The following is a 22,574-nucleotide window of genomic DNA, read 5'->3' on the forward strand; positions in this document are numbered from 1 at the left end:
GGACATAGCTGAAGACTCTAATGGAAGTTCCCAGATTCATTTTCTGAGAATTTGCCATCGCTGTCATGCAGAGCTTGTTTGCGGCGATCATTACGGGCTTGCTGCTGCTGTTGGGCTTCCAGGCTGTTTACGGGCGTGGCTTCCAGTTCTTTTACTGTGTTGATTAGATTCTTATCTGGTTGATTTGCACTCAATTGAAAGCTCCTCCCTTGATTATCTAATGGTTGTGAATTTTATTATGTGCTGGCTACTGTGTGGCTATTCATGTTGTATTTTCACAAGAGCCCAGGATACATTGCTGAAAGTACGGGTGAATCAATGCTCTGTCCTATAATCATTAACTCAGAATACTGTTAGATGTGAAAAATATGAGGAAATGATTGTATCGGAACTGATTTCTGTTCTGATATGTTGAGGATGTTTTAGTCCCATAAAATGTAATATTGTCAGGAGGTGAAAAGGAAGCTTTATATCTTCTTGCAAGCGGTTACAATTCTATCTGCAACAAATTAGAATCAGGAGGGAATAAAATGAAAAAAAGTATTGCCAAGGTAATCAGTATTGGTGTGTTGTTTTCTCTTGCACTTTCTTTGATAGCAGGTGGATGGACAAATACAGTAGTGCATGCTGCTGGTCTTTCGATAACAGGCAGTGGAGGCTGGAATGAAGCGGCATATGTGGAATGGTCACCTGTAAGTAATGCGACAGGATATAACGTATATGTTAAACAGGCAAGCGCATCAGATTCGGGGTACCAACAGATTGATAATGAATTGATCCGCAAATATTCTTCCTATTGGAGAGCGGATGCTGTAGGGCTTGCAGCTGGAAGTTATGTAATGAAGGTTGAGGCTACCCTATCAGGGGGAGGAATGGCAAGTTCAGTATCAAATACGTTATCCGTAACGTCATATGATCGATCTGGGTTTGCTTTTTCGGCAAGCTCGCCATTTGGTACGGGTTCTGGCGCTTATAATGAGAATGGAACCCTCAAGAATGGTGCTCAAGTGCTGTATATAACATCTCAGAATGCGAAAACCGTAACACTTGATGTGAAAATCAACAGCTCAGGTGCTGTACAAACAGGCGTTGGTCTTGGTAGCATCTTGGCTCTGAGACAAAAGGGTTATGATACAGCCCCACTTGCCATCCGAATTATCGGTAAAGTTACAGCTGCTGACCTGAGTGGACAGCTTAACAGCAGTGGATATCTTGAAGTCAAAGGTAAAAATAATTATTCGGAAATGAATATTACAATCGAAGGTATCGGAAAAGATGCTTATGCATACGGTTGGGGATTGCTGCTTAGATATGTTGGTAATTTGGAAGTAAGAAATCTGGGTGTGATGTTATTTCCTGACGATGGCATTTCAATGGATACAGGCAATGCGAATGTATGGGTGCATAATAATGATATTTTTTATGGATCTGCAGGGAGCGATGCGGACCAAGCCAAAGGCGACGGATCTACGGACCTCAAAAAAGGATCAACGTACATTACCATCTCGTACAACCATTACTTTGATTCCGGAAAAGCTGCTCTAGTCGGACTTAGTGAGTCTGCAGAATTCTTTGTTACCTTCCACCATAACTGGTTCGATCATTCGGACTCCCGTCATCCGCGGATCAGAGTGGCCTCTGTTCATGTCTATAATAACTTCTATGATGGAGTCTCGAAATATGGTGTCGGCGTTACAACCGGAGCTTCGGCTTTTGTGGAATCTAATGTTTTTAGAAATACTAAAGACCCAATGCTTAGTTCTTTACAGGGTACAGATGCTTTAGGTGAGGGTACGTTCTCAGGTGAAAATGGGGGTGTGATTAAAGCTTATAACAATCTAATTGTTGATGCTTCAAGTCTTATCTACGCTAACTCCAATACAGGGACAGCTCCTGCTAATGAAACCTCATTTGATGCCTACTTAGCCTCGTCGAGAAATGAAACCGTCCCAAGCTCATACAAAGCATTAAAAGGTGGAACAGCCTACAATAACTTCGATACAAACGTCCAAACCGGAGTGAACGTATCGAATATTGACAACGTAAGCAATGTGGAACAGGTTGTTACGGCAAAAGCCGGACGTCTGAATGGCGGAGACTTCACATGGGAATTTAATGATTCCGTGGATGACGCATCGTATGCGCTGAATACTGCACTGATGTCTGCAATCAGAAGCTACACAACGGGGCTTGTCTCTGTAGGGGGCAATTCAAACCCAACAAGTCCGACACCAACTCCAACAGCTACTCCTGTGCCAACAGCGACTCCATCTCCAACAATAGCACCAACAGCAACACCTGTACCGACAACGACACCTACGGCAACGCCAGTGCCGACAGCGGGAGCAACCATTCATAACTTTACCACTGATGGAACAACGAGCAGCTTCTTCAATATCCAAGGAAATCTCTCAACAAGTAAGGGAAATGTGACATATCAGGGTTTAACCCTAACCCAATGTCTAAAAATCGAGAGTGCAACCAGTATTCAGTTCACAGCTGCTAAAGCTTCAACCCTAACCCTAGTGTTCAATACAGAAGGAACCAAAATAAAAGTGGATGGAACAAATTATCCTATAACGAATGGCATTGCCACTGTCTCCCTTACGGCGGGCGCACATACCATTACGAAGGATAGTACGACGAATCTGTATTATATGAAGTTGGAATAGATAGTTTTTTTCTAAACCGTGCTTCCATAAACTTTTCAAGCAGCGGTTCGACGTGCCTCAGCTTCAAAAGGATCACAAGAAAAGCGACCTTTAAGGGTCGCTTTTCTTGTGATCTTATTACTTGAATCATGCCGACGCAGCCGTGGTCGGATGCGCTAACGCTGATCTTACGATTGCTAGACAGTTTAGTACGATTTGCTAATATGTACTTAAGTAAATAACTTAATAGAGGAGGAATCCAATGGATAAATACAATATCCATAGCGACTTTGAACCCTACGCGAAGACGACACTTCCATTAAATCCTTTGTTATTACCAATTTTGAATAAACTCATTGCGAGAAGTGTGAATAAATTCAACTCACCTGAAGGTATGAATGTAACGACAGAAGTTATTCCAGGCTATAAAAGCGGGACAGTCGAGCTGACGATAATTGAACCTGGGTTGAGGTTGAAGTGTATTATACCAAGGGGACCATTCATGGGTATGATATAGCGGAAAAAAGTGAAATTGTGCAGGAGAGTGTAGCAAGAAGAATTGAGGCCTTACGAAGAGCTTTTAAGTAGAAAATAAGAGTCAAGCCATGAGCATCCTTTCGATGATCCATGCGTTTGATTCTTTTTATTTAAATATCCATAAAATGTAAAAATGTCATATGATAATTTGATGACTACAGTCACTATTTATCTTAATTTAAAAGTATTACAATAAGGGATGGTCCTAAAGATTTAACTTTTGCTAGAGTTGAAGCCTAATAGAAATTATAAAATGATGCACTGGAGGCTGCTCTTGAAGATGAACCCACAACTGTTACGAGATTTCCCATTCTTCGAACATCTTGATGATGAATATTTAGCTGAAATTGCCAAGTTATGTAGCGAGCGTACTTATATAAAGGGAGAGTCCATCTTTTTTGAAGGTGAAGAGGGAGAGGAACTCTATCTGGTTATATCTGGAGTTGTTCAAATCTATCAAGATAACCACTCAAGGGATGTAATCCTTTCTATTTTTAGAGAAGGTGATTTCTTTGGAGAGATGGCTTTATTGCAAAATGAAAGAGCACGTTCTGCGTCTGCAAGAACCATTGAGAAATCCACCTTATGTATTCTGAAAAAACGCGATTTCATACCCTTATTAAAAAGTAATCCAGAAATATTAATCGGCATTTTGGAAACAGCGTTAGATCGTCTACGTGATGCCAATAAATTAATAACAGACTTGACCGTTATTGACGTGCGTACGCGCATTGCTCGCGTATTGTTGCGTCTAACAGAACAGCATGGAGTGCCCTCTGATGAGGGTGTTCTAATCGATTTGAAGCTGACGCATCAACACCTGGCGGATATGACAGGAACGGCGCGCGAGACCGTGACAAAATCATTGCTTGGATTACAGGATGAGCAGTTGATACGTATTGATCAGAGGAAAATACTTGTGTGCAACATAGATAGACTTAGAAAGATACTTGATGTGATTTGAGTTCGAGTATTTGGAAATTGTAATTGGGGTTACAGACCATTAATCACCCAAAATGATATAACAATATTAACAAAGAAAGCGCATATTTGGATTTGTTAATCGTAATGACGCAATGATCATCCATAAATGAAAAGAGGAAATGAAATGAGCGTGAAAAAATTAGTTTTATCTATGTCAGGTACTTTTGTACTGGGGATCATTGTAGGAGGGGCTTTGTTGTATAACAATTCGGTGTATAACTCTGTTAAGGATGCCCTGAATGGAAATGCCATGCAAAATTCGGTAGGTAGCGTTGATATGAGTGGTATGACACAGGTTAACATTCAGGGCATGGATCTTGAAGCAGCAATGATGGCTGTACAGTCGAGTCGCGCAAGTATGTTAGAGGATCAGTTGAAAGATCAAATCGCATCCGTACAAGCCAAGAATGAAACAATCTCAAAACTGAATCAATTGCTAGGAGTGATCAATGAAGAGCTAGCGAAGCTTCCTTCAGGTGCCGAGGCCAACGCTGCTGTAAAGCTGGCAGATGACAAGGGGGCCATGTTTACTGCTATGAGTATGGCTATACCGCAAACAAAAGGGCAACTTGAGAATCTGTTGGGACAAATCAAATCACAGATTGATAGTGCAAGTAATAGTCAGCAAATGGACATGCTGCGCCTGCAAAGTCTAACGAATAAACGTAACGAAGCTTTTGATACAATGACAAATTTCATTAAAAAAATGCAAGATTCCAGAAGTAGTGTTATTGGAAATATGCGGTGATGAGTTAAACCTATGATACCAAGTGCTGCAGTAGATTTTCTACGTGATCATCCGTTATTACGAGGTATTCCTGATGATGAGCTACGAAATGTAATTAATGCTATAAAACTTGTGTCTTTAGAGGATGGACAACGACTTCTTATGGAAGAGTCCACCTCTAAGGACTGTTTCATTATATGGCAAGGGAAAGTGCAAGTCACCTCAGTGAACTTAGTTGGAAAGGCGTTGCTCTTAGCTGAACTTGGACCGGAAGAGTTAGTAGGAGAGATTGGTCTTATTCGGAACGTACAAAGATCAGCTAGTGTTACGGCAATCGGGACAGTAGAAGCGTTGCGTCTGGACCGTTCCTCGTTCGAATATTTGGCGAGCCTGAGTCCGCTATTTTATGAGAGTGTGCTTGTGAACATACGGATTCGAATGATCCATAGTATGCTTCGCAAAGCGACAATCTGGTCGGTCATCCCTGATGCTGAACTTCGGGGTCTTGCAGAGATTACGACGATCAAGAAAGTAACGAAGGGCGAAGAGATTATCGTAGAAGGTGCGGTAATGGATCAATTTTTCATGATTAGTAGCGGGAGTATCGAACTTCACGGTCAAAAGCGGCGCAAGACTGTTCTTCGTGAAGGGGATTTTTATGGAGAGACAGAGTTACTAACAGACACAGCCTCCTTGCACACGTTGATCGCGTTAGAAGATAGTGAACTGCTAATCATGGGTAAGTTAGAATTCTTAACTATACTTGACTATTATGCTCCGGTTCGTCAACAACTCATAGAGGTTCTAAATATACGAACACCCCATATGTTGGAGAAAGTGACCATCGCCTTCGGCGGGGAGTCTGTTGCAGAGGATAATAAATCGCTACCTAAGGCCAAGGACAAGTGGATGGAGCAATTACTCTGGTTGGTCGGTGGATTCCTTGTCTTATCCTTCTTGGCACTGTTCCTTCATAGCCAATGGTGGAAGATCGCCGCCTTAATTGTTGGAGGTGTGGTGGGTCCCCTAGCATTCGTAGCTTTTGTGAGAAATCAGCAGTTAATAGGCTTTCGTCAGAGGAGGCTTGGTTTAGTTTTTGTGTCTACCGCCATTGTTGCTATCCCTCTGGCTTGGTATTTAGAGCGGATTTGGCTTTTTGAAGTCAAAGCAAGCTCCTTTGACTTTTCGCAGTTTTACGTGCCTTTGTCTGTAGCTCTAATAGAAGAAACTGCAAAATTATTAGTCTGTGTGATGCTCGTTCGAACGCGAAAAATCCATTTTCTGATGGATGCAGTGGTGTTTGGTGCCGCAGCAGGAATGGGATTCGCTGCAGTGGAAAGTATTATTTATGGATGGGTGCATATAGACGAAGCCTCTTCACTTGGGATGCTCGCCGTCCTATGGATGAGAGCATTATTATCGCCATTCGGTCATGGAACATGGACTGCGATTGCAACTGTGGGCATCTGGTATGCAAGCAGCATGCATAAGCACTCGAATTTGGGGGACGGTAAGCCGTGGTCGAGAGGGCTACGTGCAATGGGTATGTTTTTGGCAGCAGTCGTGATGCATGCACTATGGAATTATCACTTTGAATCGGGTCTGATGAAGGCGGGAGTTATGGCTGTAGTCGGGTTTATAGGACTCTATTTATTATTCTCACTTATTCGTAGGGGAAGAAAAGAGGAGTTCCATACATTGAATATGTTGAATCCAACCACGCATGAGGCGATAAGGCATGACGATCAAGTGAAGCCCATGACGCAGGAGCTTTACTGTGAAGGCTGCGGGTCATTGTCTCCTCAGGGTACCCGCTACTGTGCACGCTGTGGCCAAGCATTAAGGGTTAAATGATAATTAACTTAACTCTAACGTAGTCAAAAGCTCCATTCCTAGAGGAACGGAGCTTTTTTACGTGTTTATTTAGAAGCATGTGAAGGATTGGATGGATTGTAAGCTCAATCCAGTGTATACCCAAAATCTTCCATTTCACTGAAAACCCGCAACCGAGGTGCGTCCTACGAAACCGGGTAAAACCAGAATTGATTTCTATTCACGAGCCAAACGTACGTATTCCGAAACAAACAACCAGCGATTGCTCCCAGATCGACAGCCAAGGGCGAAACCGCAGATTGCTGAGGGATGAATTCCGGGGGAGGTGAGCTGGGTGCCGTGAGTTCCTGTTCCTCGATGTGGCTGCGACTCACTTAGCTTCTTCACATAAATCGGAGATTGCTTTGTTTTTGGTTAGTTGCAATAGAAGGTCATAGAATTGCTTTCTTTGCTCCATTGAAAGATTCTCCAGCATGTTGTCAGCGACTGTATCCTGGAAAGTAAGAACTTCCTCAATCGTGGATTGTGCAAGTTCCGTAAGCTGGATCAGTGTAGCTCGTCGGTCGGTTGGATCAGGAATTCGAACGAGGAGCTTATCCTGCTCAAGTGCATCAACAAAATCAGTAACGGTGCGTGCTTTGATCCCTAACTTAACAGCTAACTCATTCATACGGATATTGCCTGTTTCGGCAACGACTGAAAGCAGGCGTAACCTGGGACCGGAGAGATGATAAGGCGTATTAAGCGCTAATAACTGGGATTGAAATTCTGTTTTAATGTAGTTGGTTGATCTCATTAATATGTGAATGACGTCTATCGCCTTGGGATGATCTGTGTTCATGGATGTAGTGCCTCCTTGACTTTATTGTCAATTTTTCATACTAAATTTCATGGAAACGGTGAATATGTGTGCACTCTTAATGAGTACACTCTTTATATTATACTCTTATAAGGCGCATCCAGCTATTCTTCCATGTAAATGATATAACTTGACACGCAAGAAAATAATGAGTATCCTCAGTAATATATAATACTGAGTATACTCATTATTTATCTTTTTACTTATAGTTCATTATGAATTTAATCAGAAAAGAGGTTTAGATCATGACGGATACATCATCACAAAATGCAGATAAGCTGCTGAAAATACTTGTAGTTACCTTAATATTCTCGGTTATGAACGGTACAATGTTCAATGTAGCTCTCCCTGAGATCGGCAAAGAGTTTAATCTCGTTCCATCGCAGGTTAGTTGGATTATGACCAGTTATATGGTGGTTTACGCGGTAGGTTCCATCGTCATGGGGAAATTGGCGGATAAATATCGGTTGAAAGATTTGTTAACGTATGGACTGCTTATATTCGCTCTCGGTTCATTAATAGGTCTGCTTGCTAGTGAGTTTTGGATTATTATTCTGGGCCGTGTAATTCAAGCTGCCGGTGCTTCCGTCCTTCCTGCAACAGCAATGATCATTCCAATCCGTTATTTTGCTCCCGAGAAGAGGGGGAGAGCGCTTGGAACTTCTGCGGTTGGGTTAGCGCTTGGTAATGCTTTGGGGCCGGTCGCTGCAGGCCTCATCACCAGCTTTGGGAACTGGAGACTCATGTTCGTCCTTTCCTTGCTTCCGCTACTGACGCTTCCTTTCTTCCGAAAGTATTTAGATAATGCGAGAGGGAAGGCAGGAAGTATTGATGTCCTTGGTGGCGGGTTACTAGCTGCAGCAGTCGCAATCTTCTTGCTTGCCATCACACAGATGCAACTGTGGTTGTTCCTCGGGGGCCTTGTCTTGCTAGCCTTATTTATCATTCGGATTCGGAAAGCTGAGGAACCCTTTATTAAACCCGTTTTGTTCCGTAACAAAACCTATTCGATTGGGTTGTTGCTTGCTTTTACGACGACAGCTATGAGCTTTAGCATGACATTCATGACACCACAATTTCTAGCGACAGTGAATGGTTTGTCCCCTTCGACCATTGGGTTCGTGTTAGTACCAGCTGCTATTGCTTCGGCTATCATGGGACGCAAGGGAGGCAGGTTGGCTGATGATCGTGGTAATTTCGTACTTGTGTTCGTCGCTTCGGTATTGTTATTTCTTGCTTTCTCCCTACTCTCTACTTTTATTGGATTATCGGCATATTTCATTGCCATCATTTTAATATTAGGGAACGTGGGACAGACTTTCATGCAAATCTCGATGTCCAATACGATTTCACGATCGCTGCCAAAAGAGGAAACAGGAGTGGGTATGGGACTACTCTCCATGATCAATTTTATCTCTGGCGCGATGGCCATGAGTGTAGTCGGGAAAATGCTCGACAAGGGTACTGCTGTTGTGCAGTTTAATCCTTTGAATACTAACGCTACTGCTCATGTGTATAGTAATATTTTTCTCGTCATGTCCCTAGTGATTATTGCGGTAGTTGTGATTTACCGTTATCAGTTTGGTACGGGTGCTCCCGGGTCGATGAGTATTAAGAAAAAAATGGAGGTTTAATATGCCGCATTCAGCGCCCTATGGATATTATTCCCTCTATAAATTCAGCGCATGAAAAACCCATGGAGGTTATAATAGATACAAAGAAGAACCGATGTTTGCTAACCAACAGTACAATAGACCCCGTATCTTACGATGGGTGGGGTCTATTTTTTTTGGCGTAAGGCTGTAATGGGAAAATTGTGGAGTCGGTATTATTGAAAGGTGATTTAAATGTTAAAAGCTTATGGTTGGCTCACTTTTTGTGTAGTCGTATGGGGCAGTAATTTTGTGTTTGGAAAGATCTTAGTTGAGGACTTCTCCCCCGGTCTATTAACTTCACTGAGACTTTTATTTATAGTGTTATGTCTAGTAGGAATAACGGCTTACAAAAAGAATTTTAAGCTGGTGAGTAAATCGGATGTATTCCTAATTTTATCTCTAGGTGTTATTGGTGTGTTTATTAATCAATGGTCCTTTTTTAAAGGGCTGCAAACAGCTGATCCAACAACATCTGCAATCATTTTAGCTATGACTCCTATTTTAACGGGTTTGTTAGCGGCAATTTTTTTAAAGGAAAGATTAACGATCCGTATGTTGATGGGGTCTATTCTAGCGATCATAGGCATTTATTTTGTCGTTGTAAAAGGGGGATCCTCCTCTTTGCATTTTGATAAAGGACTACTGTGGATTGTTGTAACGATGATAACCTTCGCCATTATGATTATTATGACTAGGGTACTCTCACAAAGAATAGATCCGTTCACGATTACTTTATATTCGAATCTGGTGGGCTTTATTGTATCGATCCCGTTTGCCTTCTCGCTAGATACACCTTTACGAATGAGCTCGAATATTACGGATTGGGCTCTGCTGATTGGAACCGCTGTTGTTGTACATGGTGTAGCTACACTGGTTTGGAATAACAATATTCGCCATGTTGATGCTTCAAAAGCGTCTGTATTATCTAATTTAGAGCCTTTTGTAGCTATGATCATGGGGTTGATATTACTGCATAAACCTATCACAGGTGTAGAAATATTAGGGTCTTTGTTCATTCTAGCAGGAGTTATGCTATCTACGTATCAACGAAAAATGCGATATAAGCAAACAATAGCCTGATTTTCTGAGTCTTTAGATGTTCTGAAGTTAATCAAGCAAATAAAACCATTTTATGGTATGTTTTTTGCGATGGATGTTATAACTTGGGAGCTGCATAAGGATGATAGGGAATACGACAGGGAATGCGACAGACAAAGAACGGACGATATTTGATCATGCTGGAAATACGATTAAGACAGAAGATCGAGAGATTCGAATTCTTGCCAAGTATGAGGAACCGCTGGTTGTCTTGTTAGGAAATGTGCTTAGCGATGAGGAGTGTAATGAGTTAATTGAATATTCTAGGCAACGATTGCAACGTTCAAGAATTGGTGAAGACCATGCGGTCAATCCGATTAGAACGAGCAGTGGTGTGTTCTGTGAGGAGAATGAGACGGTTACAAGAATCGAGAAACGATTCTCTCAAATTATGAATATTCCTATCGAGCATGGTGATGGCTTGCAAGTTCTGCTGTATATCCCTGGCCAAGAGTATTTACCCCATCATGATTTCTTCACTCAAACGAGTCGAGCAAGTAGCAATAATCGAATTAGTACGCTCGTGATGTATTTGAATGATGTGGAGGAAGGTGGAGAAACAGCTTTCCCTATGCTTAATTTAACAGTGAGTCCTAACAAAGGTATGGCGGTCTACTTCGAATATTTTTACGATAATCATGAATTAAACGAGTCCACCTTGCATGCAGGTACGCCAGTGATCAAAGGCGAAAAGTGGGTTGCAACGATGTGGATGAGAAGACAAGTCCTTCGCTCATCATAGAGGTATGAACAGATACTAAGTTCCACATGGAGTATCAGTAAAGACACCTTAAAAGGTGTCTTTTTTCATTTTAACGGCAATGTCTACTCCACCAAAACGCCATTAATGAACGTCATAGTTTTATCTTTGAATTCAAGGATAAATTTGTTTGGGAAATCCAGATCGGTTTGAATCTCCGTCCCCAACATAACTTTTTTTCCTACATCATCAAAGGGATTGTGAATCAAGCCTCTAGGGGTATACCTAGTTTCGGAACCGATCACATTATTATTTTCATCGCGGATAAATTTAGTTTTTCCTGAGAACACCAAGTCCTTGCCGTTTTCCAAAGTCAGATGAACCTCCAAATGAGTCTTTGTCTTCTGATAATCGATGGTCACATCTTTAGAGGACACAGGGAAGCCAATCACAAAAAGTCCAATAAGAGCTGCAGCCAGTATGATTACCGATAAGATGGAAAGGACGATTACCTTTATGTTTTTTGATTTCACCTTTTTAAAATAATTAAGTTTGTTAACCTCTTCTTTATCAACAATAGGCACGTTTAGATTTGCTGTTGCAGTCATTTCGTTATATGACTGAAGGCAGCTTTCGCAGGTTTGCAGATGTTTTTCAATCTCTTCGTTGCTATGTAAAGAGGTTAGCTTTTCGATATAGGAGGGCAATAAATCCTGAATGATCTCGCATTTCATGAAGATCTTCCTTTCATTAATTTTTGTTTTCCACGGTAAAAGGTAACTCTTGCCCAGGTTTCATCCCTTCCGAGAATTTCGCCAATTTCCCGAAAGCTGAATTCTCCGGTCAAACGCAGATACAATACTTCCTTGGTATTTGGATCAAGTAAATGAAGCTGTTTAAATAACTCCATTTTGTCTTGAGCTAAAATGAACTCAGTTTCTGTTGAATTTGCGTTAGAAAAAGGAGGGTCTTCTAATTCACAAGTCTTTCTTTTGTTCTGCTTGTCCAGTTCCTGATACCACACATGCTTAGCAATCTGACAAAGCCATACATATACTTTGCAGGTTCCATCGTATTTGTGTATGGACTTTATAGCTCTATAAAAGGTTTCTTGGGTGATTTCTTCTGCCAGTAAGTGATTATGACAAAAACTAAATACGAATTTATATACTTGGGTTGAATATTCCCTGTATAATTCCTCGTTGTCCTGCATCCGTTCACCTCCTCACTTTATATATCCGTAAAAAGCTATAAACGTTACAGCCTTTCTAAAATAATTATGAGTATAACGAAATAACGCCTTGGGTGTGTAGTATGATAAAAATCCTTAGAAATGTAAAAAAAGAAGGACTGCTTTTCCTCTATAATTAGATGAGATCTTATTGTACAAGTTACAAGGGGGCTCATAAATGACAATAAAGGTGAACCGACAGTTAAATGAAGGTCCTAAAATTCAAAAAGAACAAGATATTGTCACGAAAATGATTCGTATATATTGTAAGAAAAAACATCACCATAAGGGGCTTTGCAACGAATGTCAGGATTTAAACGATTATGCTCTGAAGAGGTTAGCTTATTGTAAGTTCGGGGAAGTGAAAACGGCTTGTGCTAAATGCCCTATTCATTGTTATAAACCGGAGTATCGTCAAAGAATAAAAGGGGTTATGCGTTTTTCAGGTCCATGGATGTTACTGTATCATCCCATTGAGTCAATTAGGCATATTCCATTACCCAATAAGCTGAGGAAATAAGTAAAAAACGGACATCGTTTGATGCCCGTTTTAAGATCTAGCATTTTACGTTCTATTTTCCACCTGGCAGTAGTTTATTCAATAAGATCGCTGCCAATGAAGCCGCTAGGATAGGTGAGCCCAATAAATATTGCACGAATGAAGGTAAGGAATGTAAGTAGTCGCCAGGAATGAGTACCAAAGCTAACGTGATAATCATCGGTATTGCGATAATATACATTTCTTTCTCGCCAATCGTTACGTTCTTCATCACCTGTACACCATTAATTGCAATGATCCCGCAGACGATAGCGAAGACGCCGCCGATTACAGCGGATGGAATGGAAGAGATCAGAGCAGCTAATTTACCAGAACAACCGAAGAGGACAAACCATCCTCCTACTGCGAGGAAAACACGGCGGGAGGCAACACCTGTGATGGAGATAATGCCCGCATTGGTAGAATATCCTGTTACAGGTGTTGAACCGAGTGCAGAAGCAATAAGACAGCCAATCCCCTCACCGATAACCCCTTTATTAATATGTTCGTCTGTTAAAGGTTTATTGATTACGTTGCTGACAGCAAACCAGGTACCTGTTGTTTCAGCTAGCAGTACGAGATAAATAATAACCATGGTGATAATAGCCGAAAAGTTGAACGAGAATCCGAAATCTACAAAAGCGATACGAGGCATGCTAAACCAGTTCGCTTTGCTAATCGCTGAGAAATCTAACACACCCATCAAGTTAGCAGAGATACATCCAACTACTAACGCCATCATGACGGAAATAATTCGGAAGATCGATCCTTTATTACGGAACATAGAACCGAGAATCACGAATAAAAGGAGTGTACCTGCTGAAATAAGGGCTAACAAAACGTTCTGATTGATTGAAGCGCCTGAAGCTCCATAGATATTGTCTCTTATAGCAACAGGTAATAAAGAAAGACCAACTATGAATATGATCGTACCACCTACAATGGGTGGGATAAAGTTCTTAACGATTTTATTAAAGATCCCGACATAGCCCAAAATAATAACTAGAACCGCACCGATTAAGCTGGCACCTAATACGGAACTCCAACCCAGCTCCCCGCCGCCACTAGCGGCATAAATACTGACGATCGCACCAAGCGGAACATAAGATGGACCTTGCGCGATAGGAAGCTTCATACAGAAATAAGTCTGCACAATCGTTGCAAGTCCAGCAGCAATAAAGGTAGATTGAATCAACGCGCTTGACTGATTCGGTTGCAAGCCGATTAACATTGCAATCAGGAAAGGAACTACATAAACGTCCATTGCCAATACATGTTGAAAGCCTAGGATGATGGATTTACCGAAGGAAACTTTTTCATCGGGTAGAACGGTTAATAGTTGTGACTTCAATGGCGCTTGATCTTGTACGTTTGCTTGTGTTTCCACTCAGATGCCCACCTTATATTTTCTAGTTTTATCGATCCTTAACGTGAATGAACCTTTTCACCCTGTACCCAGACTTCACGGATATTCTCAGGTCGAGCTAAATACATCATCTTTTGAAACACGTCCTCTAAATCTTCATTCCCATCAAAAATAGGCAATCTAGCCGATGGTAATTTCGTATCAATAATTTGAACATCCCATGTATAGCCTTCTAGTATCCGACCGATAGGTAAGCTTAAACTTTTACCACCGCCAGCAGTAGCAAGATAGAAAGCTTCATCAATCTTAATCCGTGATCCTAGTAATCCACGCTCTTGTGCAGGAAGGGAAGGATTAACGCCATCCTCTAGCATTCTTGAAGACATTACAGCTTGTCTTATGTTATCGAAGAGACTAGGTGAAAAACCGCCAGAAATATCAGACCCTAAACCAATCTCTACACCTTTGGAGTGGAAATGAGCGATAGGGATGACACTATTGGCAAAATAAGCGTTTGATATTGGACAATGCGCAATAGCCGTTCCTGTCTCCGCAAATAACTCTACATCTTCTTCTTCTAAAAAATTACAATGTGCCATTACAGATTTATCACGGAGTAGACCGAAATCATGCAAGGCAAAAGCATCGTTCTTCTGGAATCGTTCTTGTACATAACCATGTGCCCAATCACTTTCACTACAGTGCGATTGAATATGAGTATCATATTTGGCGGCTAAGTCTCCTAAACCTTGCAAAGCCTCATTTGTACAGCTAGGAATGAACCTAGGTGTCACTACTGGATAAACGCCTTGCTTAGTAGATTTGGCTAGTTCTTTTACCGCTAGTATAAATTCTTCTGTATCTTTAAGTGCGGTGTCGGTGTCAGTGTCGCGATAGTTTTCTGGATTTCCTTGAGGGTCGTCCATTACCACTTTTCCAACGAGTCCGCGTTGCCCTTTATCCGCACATATTTGGGCTAATAGTAAACTGGCTTCTTTATGCACCGTTGCAAAATAAAGGGCTGTAGTAGTTCCGTTCGCGAGTAAAGTATCAACCACATCAGAGTAGACCTTTTTAGCAAAATCCAGGTCCGAAAACTTAGACTCCAGTGGGAAGGTGTACGTATTTAACCAATCATAGAGTGGAATATCTAATGCAGTTCCAGATTGAGCCCACTGCGGGGCGTGAACATGCAAGTCGATAAAGCCAGGCAACAAATACTGACCTTCAGCTAATCGATGGAAGTTGTCTTGGTCTTGATAAGTAGCTAGTAAAGTTTGATAGTCGGGTTCTTCTGGTGAAACGATCTTTTCTATCATTCCATCTGTATTAATGCAGTAGAGATGGTCTTTTAAAATTTGAATTTCCTTTGGTGATTTGCTTGAAAATGAAGTGCCTAGGAATATTTGCATATATTCAGTCATGATTTCCGCCTTAATGTTCGTCTTTTGGTGTTCGTTTGTTATTATAATCCGTAAAAAATGATAAGTCTATACCTAAAGTCGAACGAATAAAGGGGTTGGGCGCTGAATTATGCTCTGATTAGATCAAAATTGTTAGGATTACGTAAAATGTATGCGGTTACTTACTTATGCTATAATACATATAGATAAATAAGGTTAAGCGCTTAAGAAAAATGGGTTAGGAGTGTTACTGAAATGAGAAGATATAACTTTTGGCGTCCGATCATGCTAATTATTGTCGCGTTGCTTACGAGAAGCCTGGTGACTAACGTATGTATTTTGTTTGGTATGCAGACTGAAGTAGCGAGTAGTATAGGTACGCTGGGCATGGTCATCGCCGGTTTAGTGATGTATAATCGCATGAACATTCGTCGTCGAAAATAACGAACAGATTTTTAGAATCCGATCTATTTGGTTAATTAATAAGACATGAAATTAGCGCAGGAGCATTTGCTGACCCGTTATACATAAAAATAAATCCTTCGGGATTTGTTTTTAGGACATAGCCAGTATCATAGAAAATAATGAAAAGGACACCCTTATGGGTGTCTTTTTTGGGTTGTTCAAGTAACTATACAAAATAATTATAGTCATTCTTTCATCTTTACCACTGTAAATATATGTGAGTAAATAGGTGGGTAAAGAAAGGGGAGAAAAAGAATGCCATATGTTGATAAACTTCCCAAGTCTATAGAAATGCAGCTTACGGAACAACCGTTATTCCACTTTGGATCTGATTTAATGAAAGATGGACAGTTCGGTGAGCAATGGCTTGTATTGACAGAGAAGGAAGTGTCCGTTTGGGGAACGGACGGGAGAATGGTTTCGAAGTTTTTTGTTTCGAGCATAACCGATGCTCGAGTAGTAGGAGGGGTAGGAGGGGGTTCGTTACTTGTAGATACTAAAGAGGGTCCAATCATTCTTATACGTTATACCGCATCGCTTACCTCTATATTTGGATATGCGTCTAAATTAATTGCTGCTGTAGCTAAAGGGGAAGAGCGGCCAACGGTTTCTGAAAAGGAATTTCCAAGACATTGTCCGAAATGCCGCAATCCGCTACCAGACGATTCTCAGACCTGTCCGGTGTGTAAAAGTAACGGCAAGGTTCTATTTCGAATGTTAGGTTACGCTAAGCCGTATAAAATTCAAATGATCGCAGCAGCGATTATGCTGATTTTCACTACATTGATAGAGCTTGTTCCACCTTTTTTGACGAAAATGATTGTAGATAACGTGCTAACAAAAAAGGACATGGGTTCAACGTTGCTATGGATTGTAATTGGGCTTGCAGCCACCTCTCTGGTGGTTACTCTAATGCAGACTGTACGTGGACTTATCGGGGTATGGATTGGCTCAAAAATTATGGGTGATCTGCGTCATGATGTGTATCATTCCTTGATGAAATTGTCGTTATCTTTCTTCGATCGAAGACAGTCTTCGCAATTCATTGGACGGGTAAATAATGACTCTGAGGCGATGCGGCAATTCATGACAGATGGCGTAATATGGGTCTCGGGTGAATCATTAAGGGTGATCGCAATCTTCGCCATTATGTTTAGTATGGATTGGAAGCTAACACTGCTAGCCATGCTGCCTATGCCGCTTATGGTCGTACTATCGACTGTATTATGGCCGATGATTGGCAGACGGTGGTACCAGCAGTGGAGATCTATTTTTAGACTAAACGCTCTGGTTGGCGATTCTTTGCAGGGGATTCGTGTGGTTAAAGCATTTGGTCAGGAAACTACGGAAATGTCACGTTATACTGTCGCTAATAAGGAATTGGTGCGGCACAATATCCGGATTGAAGGCTTGTGGCAGGGGATGTTTCCCGCCTTTGCGTTAGTTGCTGGCGTAGGTACGCTATTAATTTGGTATTATGGCGGCAGAACGGTGCTTGATGGACAGTTATCTATTGGTACACTAATCGCTTTGGTGACTTACCTCGGGATGCTCCTCGGACCTTTGCAGTGGGTAAGTCAAATGATCAATTGGGCCAGTCATGCGATTTCAGCTGCAGATCGGGTTTTTGAAATTATGGATACACCATCCGATGTGCCTGATACTACGAACCCAGCTGATATTGGTCGTGTTAATGGTGAGGTAGAGTTTAAACAGGTCACTTATGGATACGAAAAGCATCACCCTGTGCTCAAGAACGTGGATTTAAAAGTAGCTGCAGGAGAGATGATTGGTCTGGTCGGACATTCAGGTGCTGGGAAGTCGACCTTCATCAACATGATTTGCCGATTCTATGACACAGATGAGGGTACCATCACCATCGACGGGGTGGATATCCGAAATATTAGCCAGTCTGACCTTCGGAGTCAGATCGGTGTAGTGCTGCAGGAGACATTCCTGTTCGACGGCACGATTGCTGAGAATATTGCTTATTCTAAACCGGACGCTACAGAGCTGGAAATTATGCGTGCTGCTAAAATTGCCAATGCACATGACTTCATCGTTCAGCTACCTGATGGCTATGACACAAGGGTAGGTGAACGTGGGCATAAGTTATCCGGAGGGGAGAAGCAGCGAGTGTCTATTGCCCGAGCAATAATTCACGATCCGCGGATTCTAATTCTGGACGAAGCAACGGCTTCTGTGGATACAGTGACTGAGCGGCAAATCCAAGAAGCGATCTCGCGTCTGGTTAAAGGTAGAACGACATTCGCCATTGCTCATCGATTGTCCACTTTAAGAAATGCCAATCGGCTCGTCGTGCTGGAACGCGGTAAGATTATTGAGGTGGGTACGCATGAAGAATTGCTAGCAGTAGAAGGGGCTTACTTTAAACTGGTCGAAGCACAGAAAGAAATGTCCCAGATCAAGGGGGTAGAAGTGCATGAGTGATCCAATCAGCGTCAGTGATGAATTGAAAGCTCAAGATAAAGATCCCTATGAAATTAACATTTTTGAACCGGGTCTGATTTCCTTTAGCCGTAGTCAAGGTGGGGTGTTTCAAGGGGTAATAGAAGGTAAGGTTTATGAAGAACTAATCCTTTTTCGTATATTTCCTTTTCAATACAACACCCAGTATATTTCTGTGAGAAATTCTAAGAGTGAGGAGATTGGTGTCATTCGTGACATTGATCAGCTGGATGAGGAAAGTCGGGGGGAAGTGGACAAAGAATTGCAGCTGCGATACTTTCTTCCCGTTGTGACCCGAATTGATTCCATCAAACAGAAGGCAGATATGTGGATTTGGGAGCTACAAACGAATCTGGGGCAGACCCGTATCGTTATGCGTAACCTGCATGAGCATATGCAATACCCGAGTCTTTACCGCATCATTCTTACTGACGTCAACGGAAAAAGATGCGAAATTCGTGATTATTCCACTTTGGATATTCAGAGTCGGAAAAAGCTGAAAGACGTTTTATAGTGGAAGAAGCAAAGTGCTTGGTAGTTTATACTACTGAGCACTTTTTTGAACTGTGTAAACATCCGCGGTTATCCCTTCTTTATGATGAGGAAACGCATTAGATTGGAGCAAATTTGTCACTAAACTTCCAGTATATGTGGTAATATATTACAACTAGATGATTACTATATGGGAGGTATGTGAGTGAAGCATAAATGGATGAACTCGCCGTACACCTTTGCATTAGGGATGTTTGCGATGATGGTTCCCAGTCAGGCTTTTAGTTCTTTTTACAGTTATTTTTATGTGGAGAAATTGGGCTTGGGCATTGGACTTGCTACACTGGCCAGAACAATCTTTCTGATCTGGGATGCGGTGAATAATCCGCTGTTTGGATACTGGTCAGACCGCACAAATACCCGCTATGGTCGGCGTAGACCCTGGGTGTTCGGCTCGATTCCGTTATTTATGCTGGCGTTTGTGCTGGTGTTCTCTCCTCCTGGCGGTTTATCCGAGAATGGACTCTTCACTTGGTTTTTAGTGACGCTTATTTTCTATGAGGCTGTCGCTACGGTCTTGTGGGTGAACTATGGCGCACTGCTTCCGGAGCTCTTCCGTGGAGATCGTATTCGGGCAAAAGCCTCGGCGATTCAGCAAGGGTACCAAGTGGTTGCTCTGTTAATCGGTACGGCTCTAACACCAATCCTTTTCGCAGCAATTAACTTCTCTAATATGGCTATTGTGTATGCCTGTGTCTTCGGTGTGTTTATGTTTTTATGTATGATGAATGTCCAAGAGAAGAAAGAGACCACTAAGACTGAACCGTTGAAGCTCATCCCGGCTTTTCGGGAGACGATTCGAAATAAGAAGTTCTGGGTGTTTAATATTTCGAATTCTTTTGCCCAAACGGTTAATGGACTTGTAAGCTCGATGATTCCCTTTTATGCAAAATATGTTCTACATATTTCAGAAGCACAGGTATCTATTATGCTCGCGGCTGTCTTTGTCTCGGTCATTCCATTAGTGTTCGTGTGGTATTGGATTATTCGTAAGATGGATGGGGTCAAGGCATGGCGGCTATCGCTTATCCTATATGCTTTATCTGTCATTCCGCTATGGTTCGGTTATGATCTTGTAAGTGGTGTGGCCGCTGGCATTGTTGTTGGTTTCGGACTAGCAGGATTTCTAGTAACCCCGGCAATCGTAGGTGGAAAAATTATTGATGAGGATGCGGAGAAGACAGGTCTGAGAAGAGAAGGCATCTATACCGCGGTAAGTGGATTCATCACTCGCTCGAGCGGATTAATCTCGGCGCTGGCTTTTTTCATTGTAGGGATGATCTTTGGTTACAAGGGTGGCGATGACCCAGGGTCTGATCCAGAAGCAACGTTTCGGTATTTAATAAGCGTGGTGCCGTTATGTCTGCTAGCGATATCTGTTGTCATATCTTTTACTATTAAATTTACATTTACGGGGCAATTGAGAGGTGATGCTGACTATGAGCAAAAGATTAATCATCAATTGTGATGATTTTGGGCAAAGCCCTGCCATGAATCAGGCGATTATGCATCTATTAGAAGAGGGAAAAGTATCTTCAGCGACGATAATGGCGGTGGCCCCTGGATTCGAGGAGGCGGCTAGATGGTGTAGCCGTAGGCAACAACGAAATGTAGGCCTTCATTTGACGATGACTAGTGAGTTTGAGGCTTTACGCTGGAGCAGCCTGACGGGGGACTCTTCACTACATGACGATGGCGGGCATCAATATAAGACGGTAAAAGAGTTTGAGCAGGGGGCGCAGACAAAAGCTGTGCTGAAGGAGATTGTTGCGCAGTATGAGAGAGTGAAACAATCGGGAATAGTGATTAGTCATGTAGACAACCATATGGGAAGTTTATATGGCATGGAAACGGGACGTAGCTTGCTCCCGCAGACGTTGTGGAGAATTTCGCGCTGGGGATTGCCATCACGGTTCTTTCGATACATCCATCCAGAGGATCCTCTTCTGGGATCGCTGAAAAATATTGAACGTCCTGTTGCACTTGGATCCGGGCTGGCCGATACACTTGGAGTCCCGATTCCTGATTACTTGTTGTCGCATCCTTTTGGTGTGGAAGAGGGTGAGACGTACGATCGTTTCAAACAATCCATTATTGCCAAGATGTATTCGCTACCTGATGGTGTTAGTGAAACCTATATTCATCCCGGAATCGACGATCCGTGGATGCTTGCAAATATACCACATTGGGAGAAGCGAGTCTGGGAATACCGTCTACCCTTTGATGACGATTTTACCTATGCGATTCGTGATGCTAGTGTTGAATTAACGGACTATCGCTATGTACAGGAGCATTTAAAGCGCCCACGAGTAAAATCTGCGGGGAGACTGTTGAAGAAACTGATAAGTTCATGAGGAAAATAAAAAGACACCTTGAGGGGTGTCTTTTGACTATCCCATTAAACCCTTCAGTCCATTCAAGAATGGAGAAATAGATTTAATCATATTATAGCCCATTTTCACAACCGGCATGGTTCTTTGGATCATCCCTACGAAGCCCATAATTCTACCGAATCCTGAAGCGCCTGAACTTGCAGCCTCGGTAGCCCCTGCAGCTCCTCCTCCCATTCCAAAAAGTGAGCCGAATAACGGCATGAGTCCTGATACGTTCGCTTTCCGGGAGCGGGAAGAAGAGTGCTTTTTTGATTTTTTGTTTTTATTTTTATTTTTACGTGGTTTGGATAGGGTCAATCCATCCTTATCGAGGCCAGTTATCCATCCTACATACGTACGTCCATCATGAAGCGTAACGCACACAGGTCTACCCTTGAGCTGTTCAGCTCGCTTGCGAATTTTTGCTCTGTTTGACATTTGTGGATCACCTCATTGGTCTATTTAATTATATATTACTCAGATATTCCGGTGTTGCTTGTGCGGGTTCATCATTAATATGAAAAGAAAGTCCAAAAAATTGGATGAAGAAACGTTATACATAAATATCGATTTCCAAGTATCTCTCGTGAAAGCCCATTGCATTTATAAAGGTGTTCTTCCGCTTATAAAATTCGAATACCCATTAGTGAAGGGGGTGGAAGGATGTTATCTGCATGGATTGGGAGTATTACTTTTGCGGGAGCGGCGATTCTTTACATATTACTGTCTTTAGGATTACCTTATGGTGAATTTGCAATGGGGGGCAATCATAGAATCATGCCCTCACAGATGAGGATTGCGTGTGCGATCTCAGTTGTTATACAACTGATTGCAATCTTGTACTTGTTGCAGGCAGGCAACGTGATTTCTATTGGATTACCTTTTGATAGAGGCGTATGTTACTTTTTTACAGTCTATCTAATTCTCAATACCGTAATGAATATATTATCGAAGAGTAAAAAAGAAAGACTTGTGATGACACCTTTGTCTTTAATCACGGCAATTTGTTTTGGGTTTACTGCCATCATGAGTGGGTCTTGAGAGAGTTATTATCAGATAAAGATTCGACGTGTTTTGATCTTGTGTATGCGCTTTCTTAGGACGCATCTGTATAAGGTGTGTTTTTTTGTATGT

At 42.0% G+C, this 22,574-nt stretch carries 22 protein-coding genes and 1 pseudogene; 15 read left to right on the plus strand and 8 right to left on the minus strand.

The window, feature by feature from the left end:
• Positions 1–17: 17 nt before the first annotated feature.
• Positions 18–194 (minus strand): hypothetical protein, encoded by a 177-nt coding sequence (locus tag MKY19_RS01005; protein WP_179085866.1) that lies wholly within the window; start codon positions 192–194, stop codon positions 18–20.
• Positions 195–530: 336 nt separating this feature from the next.
• Between MKY19_RS01005 and MKY19_RS01010 the strand changes: the two genes are divergently transcribed.
• From MKY19_RS01010 to MKY19_RS01030, 5 genes are all read left to right on the plus strand, one after another.
• Positions 531–2,672: a pectate lyase gene (locus tag MKY19_RS01010; protein WP_339799702.1), complete on the plus strand. Its 2,142-nt coding sequence runs from the start codon at positions 531–533 to the stop codon at positions 2,670–2,672.
• Positions 2,673–2,913: 241 nt separating this feature from the next.
• Complete coding sequence (locus MKY19_RS01015) at positions 2,914–3,168, plus strand: hypothetical protein (protein WP_339799704.1); 255 nt, start codon at positions 2,914–2,916, stop codon at positions 3,166–3,168.
• A 300-nt stretch (positions 3,169–3,468) separates the two neighbouring features.
• Positions 3,469–4,152, plus strand: a complete 684-nt coding sequence (locus MKY19_RS01020; RefSeq protein WP_339244289.1) for a Crp/Fnr family transcriptional regulator — start codon at positions 3,469–3,471, stop codon at positions 4,150–4,152.
• A 144-nt stretch (positions 4,153–4,296) separates the two neighbouring features.
• Complete coding sequence (locus MKY19_RS01025; protein ID WP_339799706.1) at positions 4,297–4,920, plus strand: hypothetical protein; 624 nt, start codon at positions 4,297–4,299, stop codon at positions 4,918–4,920.
• A gap of 12 nt (positions 4,921–4,932) precedes the next feature.
• The gene (locus MKY19_RS01030; protein WP_339799708.1) at positions 4,933–6,753 is read left to right on the plus strand and encodes a PrsW family glutamic-type intramembrane protease; all 1,821 of its coding nucleotides are present in this window, start codon (positions 4,933–4,935) and stop codon (positions 6,751–6,753) included.
• 69 nt (positions 6,754–6,822) lie between these two features.
• On the opposite strand, the pseudogene MKY19_RS01035 reads toward MKY19_RS01030, so the two are convergent.
• Both MKY19_RS01035 and MKY19_RS01040 read right to left on the minus strand, forming a co-directional pair.
• Positions 6,823–7,070 (minus strand): annotated as a pseudogene (locus MKY19_RS01035) (hypothetical protein); the annotation flags it as partial.
• A 32-nt stretch (positions 7,071–7,102) separates the two neighbouring features.
• Entirely contained in the window at positions 7,103–7,573 is a 471-nt protein-coding gene (locus MKY19_RS01040) for a MarR family transcriptional regulator (RefSeq protein ID WP_076286808.1), read from the minus strand.
• Positions 7,574–7,836: 263 nt separating this feature from the next.
• On the opposite strand from MKY19_RS01040, the gene MKY19_RS01045 reads away from it, so the two are divergent.
• The 3 genes from MKY19_RS01045 to MKY19_RS01055 all read left to right on the plus strand — a co-directional run bounded on the left by MKY19_RS01045 (position 7,837) and on the right by MKY19_RS01055 (position 11,086).
• A complete protein-coding gene (locus MKY19_RS01045) occupies positions 7,837–9,225 on the plus strand; it encodes an MFS transporter (RefSeq protein WP_339268191.1) in 1,389 nt (462 codons plus the stop codon).
• Between the two features lie 213 nt (positions 9,226–9,438).
• Complete coding sequence (locus tag MKY19_RS01050) at positions 9,439–10,326, plus strand: DMT family transporter (RefSeq protein ID WP_339271445.1); 888 nt, start codon at positions 9,439–9,441, stop codon at positions 10,324–10,326.
• Positions 10,327–10,426: 100 nt separating this feature from the next.
• Positions 10,427–11,086, plus strand: coding sequence for a 2OG-Fe(II) oxygenase (locus MKY19_RS01055; RefSeq protein WP_042184065.1), 660 nt, complete (start codon positions 10,427–10,429; stop codon positions 11,084–11,086).
• Between the two features lie 83 nt (positions 11,087–11,169).
• Here MKY19_RS01055 and MKY19_RS01060 read toward each other — a convergent pair whose 3' ends face one another.
• Positions 11,170–11,652 carry a hypothetical protein gene (locus MKY19_RS01060; protein ID WP_339799711.1) on the minus strand — a complete coding sequence of 161 codons (483 nt, stop codon included), beginning with the start codon at positions 11,650–11,652 and terminating at the stop codon, positions 11,170–11,172.
• Between the two features lie 122 nt (positions 11,653–11,774).
• A complete protein-coding gene (locus tag MKY19_RS01065; RefSeq protein ID WP_042184069.1) occupies positions 11,775–12,257 on the minus strand; it encodes a sigma-70 family RNA polymerase sigma factor in 483 nt (160 codons plus the stop codon).
• A 196-nt stretch (positions 12,258–12,453) separates the two neighbouring features.
• Between MKY19_RS01065 and MKY19_RS01070 the strand changes: the two genes are divergently transcribed.
• A complete protein-coding gene (locus tag MKY19_RS01070; RefSeq protein WP_076299956.1) occupies positions 12,454–12,795 on the plus strand; it encodes a nitrous oxide-stimulated promoter family protein in 342 nt (113 codons plus the stop codon).
• Positions 12,796–12,847: 52 nt separating this feature from the next.
• On the opposite strand, the gene MKY19_RS01075 is transcribed toward MKY19_RS01070, so the two are convergent.
• On the minus strand, positions 12,848–14,200 hold the full coding sequence (locus MKY19_RS01075) for a solute carrier family 23 protein (protein WP_339268193.1): 1,353 nt from the start codon (positions 14,198–14,200) through the stop codon (positions 12,848–12,850).
• Positions 14,201–14,238: 38 nt separating this feature from the next.
• Entirely contained in the window at positions 14,239–15,603 is a 1,365-nt protein-coding gene (gene guaD / locus MKY19_RS01080) for a guanine deaminase (protein WP_339799714.1), read from the minus strand.
• A 234-nt stretch (positions 15,604–15,837) separates the two neighbouring features.
• On the opposite strand from guaD, the gene MKY19_RS01085 reads away from it, so the two are divergent.
• The 5 genes from MKY19_RS01085 (at position 15,838) to MKY19_RS01105 (ending at position 21,422) form a co-directional block, all read left to right on the plus strand.
• Entirely contained in the window at positions 15,838–16,026 is a 189-nt protein-coding gene (locus MKY19_RS01085; RefSeq protein WP_042184077.1) for a hypothetical protein, read from the plus strand.
• A gap of 276 nt (positions 16,027–16,302) precedes the next feature.
• Complete coding sequence (locus tag MKY19_RS01090; RefSeq protein ID WP_339799717.1) at positions 16,303–18,498, plus strand: ABC transporter ATP-binding protein; 2,196 nt, start codon at positions 16,303–16,305, stop codon at positions 18,496–18,498.
• Positions 18,491–19,030: a DUF1854 domain-containing protein gene (locus MKY19_RS01095; protein WP_042184081.1), complete on the plus strand. Its 540-nt coding sequence runs from the start codon at positions 18,491–18,493 to the stop codon at positions 19,028–19,030. Before MKY19_RS01090 ends, MKY19_RS01095 begins: the two co-directional genes overlap by 8 nt.
• Before the next feature lie 183 nt (positions 19,031–19,213).
• Positions 19,214–20,536, plus strand: coding sequence for an MFS transporter (locus tag MKY19_RS01100; RefSeq protein WP_283909800.1), 1,323 nt, complete (start codon positions 19,214–19,216; stop codon positions 20,534–20,536).
• Positions 20,508–21,422 (plus strand): polysaccharide deacetylase family protein, encoded by a 915-nt coding sequence (locus MKY19_RS01105; protein ID WP_339799722.1) that lies wholly within the window; start codon positions 20,508–20,510, stop codon positions 21,420–21,422. Before MKY19_RS01100 ends, MKY19_RS01105 begins: the two co-directional genes overlap by 29 nt.
• Before the next feature lie 36 nt (positions 21,423–21,458).
• Here the strand turns inward: MKY19_RS01105 and MKY19_RS01110 are convergent, their stop codons facing one another.
• Entirely contained in the window at positions 21,459–21,878 is a 420-nt protein-coding gene (locus tag MKY19_RS01110) for a hypothetical protein (protein ID WP_076286675.1), read from the minus strand.
• Positions 21,879–22,103: 225 nt separating this feature from the next.
• Between MKY19_RS01110 and MKY19_RS01115 the strand changes: the two genes are divergently transcribed.
• Entirely contained in the window at positions 22,104–22,481 is a 378-nt protein-coding gene (locus tag MKY19_RS01115) for a hypothetical protein (protein WP_339799725.1), read from the plus strand.
• Positions 22,482–22,574 lie beyond the last annotated feature (93 nt).

It is taken from the genome of Paenibacillus sp. FSL R5-0744, assembly GCF_037972555.1.
In the GTDB taxonomy this organism is placed as follows: Bacteria; Bacillota; Bacilli; order Paenibacillales; family Paenibacillaceae; genus Paenibacillus_AQ.

Bases quoted from the DNA above. Each gene is read 5' to 3' on its own strand.
- MKY19_RS01095 (WP_042184081.1), top strand. From the start codon at position 18,491: ATGAGTGATCCAATCAGCGTCAGTGATGAATTGAAAGCTCAAGATAAA.
- MKY19_RS01110 (WP_076286675.1), bottom strand. From the start codon at position 21,878: ATGTCAAACAGAGCAAAAATTCGCAAGCGAGCTGAACAGCTCAAGGGT.
- MKY19_RS01040 (WP_076286808.1), bottom strand. From the start codon at position 7,573: ATGAACACAGATCATCCCAAGGCGATAGACGTCATTCACATATTAATG.
- MKY19_RS01090 (WP_339799717.1), top strand. From the start codon at position 16,303: ATGCCATATGTTGATAAACTTCCCAAGTCTATAGAAATGCAGCTTACG.
- MKY19_RS01045 (WP_339268191.1), top strand. From the start codon at position 7,837: ATGACGGATACATCATCACAAAATGCAGATAAGCTGCTGAAAATACTT.
- MKY19_RS01025 (WP_339799706.1), top strand. From the start codon at position 4,297: ATGAGCGTGAAAAAATTAGTTTTATCTATGTCAGGTACTTTTGTACTG.
- MKY19_RS01065 (WP_042184069.1), bottom strand. From the start codon at position 12,257: ATGCAGGACAACGAGGAATTATACAGGGAATATTCAACCCAAGTATAT.
- MKY19_RS01030 (WP_339799708.1), top strand. From the start codon at position 4,933: ATGATACCAAGTGCTGCAGTAGATTTTCTACGTGATCATCCGTTATTA.
- MKY19_RS01015 (WP_339799704.1), top strand. From the start codon at position 2,914: ATGGATAAATACAATATCCATAGCGACTTTGAACCCTACGCGAAGACG.
- MKY19_RS01010 (WP_339799702.1), top strand. From the start codon at position 531: ATGAAAAAAAGTATTGCCAAGGTAATCAGTATTGGTGTGTTGTTTTCT.
- MKY19_RS01020 (WP_339244289.1), top strand. From the start codon at position 3,469: ATGAACCCACAACTGTTACGAGATTTCCCATTCTTCGAACATCTTGAT.
- MKY19_RS01060 (WP_339799711.1), bottom strand. From the start codon at position 11,652: ATGACTGCAACAGCAAATCTAAACGTGCCTATTGTTGATAAAGAAGAG.
- MKY19_RS01115 (WP_339799725.1), top strand. From the start codon at position 22,104: ATGTTATCTGCATGGATTGGGAGTATTACTTTTGCGGGAGCGGCGATT.
- guaD (WP_339799714.1), bottom strand. From the start codon at position 15,603: ATGACTGAATATATGCAAATATTCCTAGGCACTTCATTTTCAAGCAAA.
- MKY19_RS01050 (WP_339271445.1), top strand. From the start codon at position 9,439: ATGTTAAAAGCTTATGGTTGGCTCACTTTTTGTGTAGTCGTATGGGGC.
- MKY19_RS01055 (WP_042184065.1), top strand. From the start codon at position 10,427: ATGATAGGGAATACGACAGGGAATGCGACAGACAAAGAACGGACGATA.
- MKY19_RS01085 (WP_042184077.1), top strand. From the start codon at position 15,838: ATGAGAAGATATAACTTTTGGCGTCCGATCATGCTAATTATTGTCGCG.
- MKY19_RS01070 (WP_076299956.1), top strand. From the start codon at position 12,454: ATGACAATAAAGGTGAACCGACAGTTAAATGAAGGTCCTAAAATTCAA.
- MKY19_RS01105 (WP_339799722.1), top strand. From the start codon at position 20,508: ATGAGCAAAAGATTAATCATCAATTGTGATGATTTTGGGCAAAGCCCT.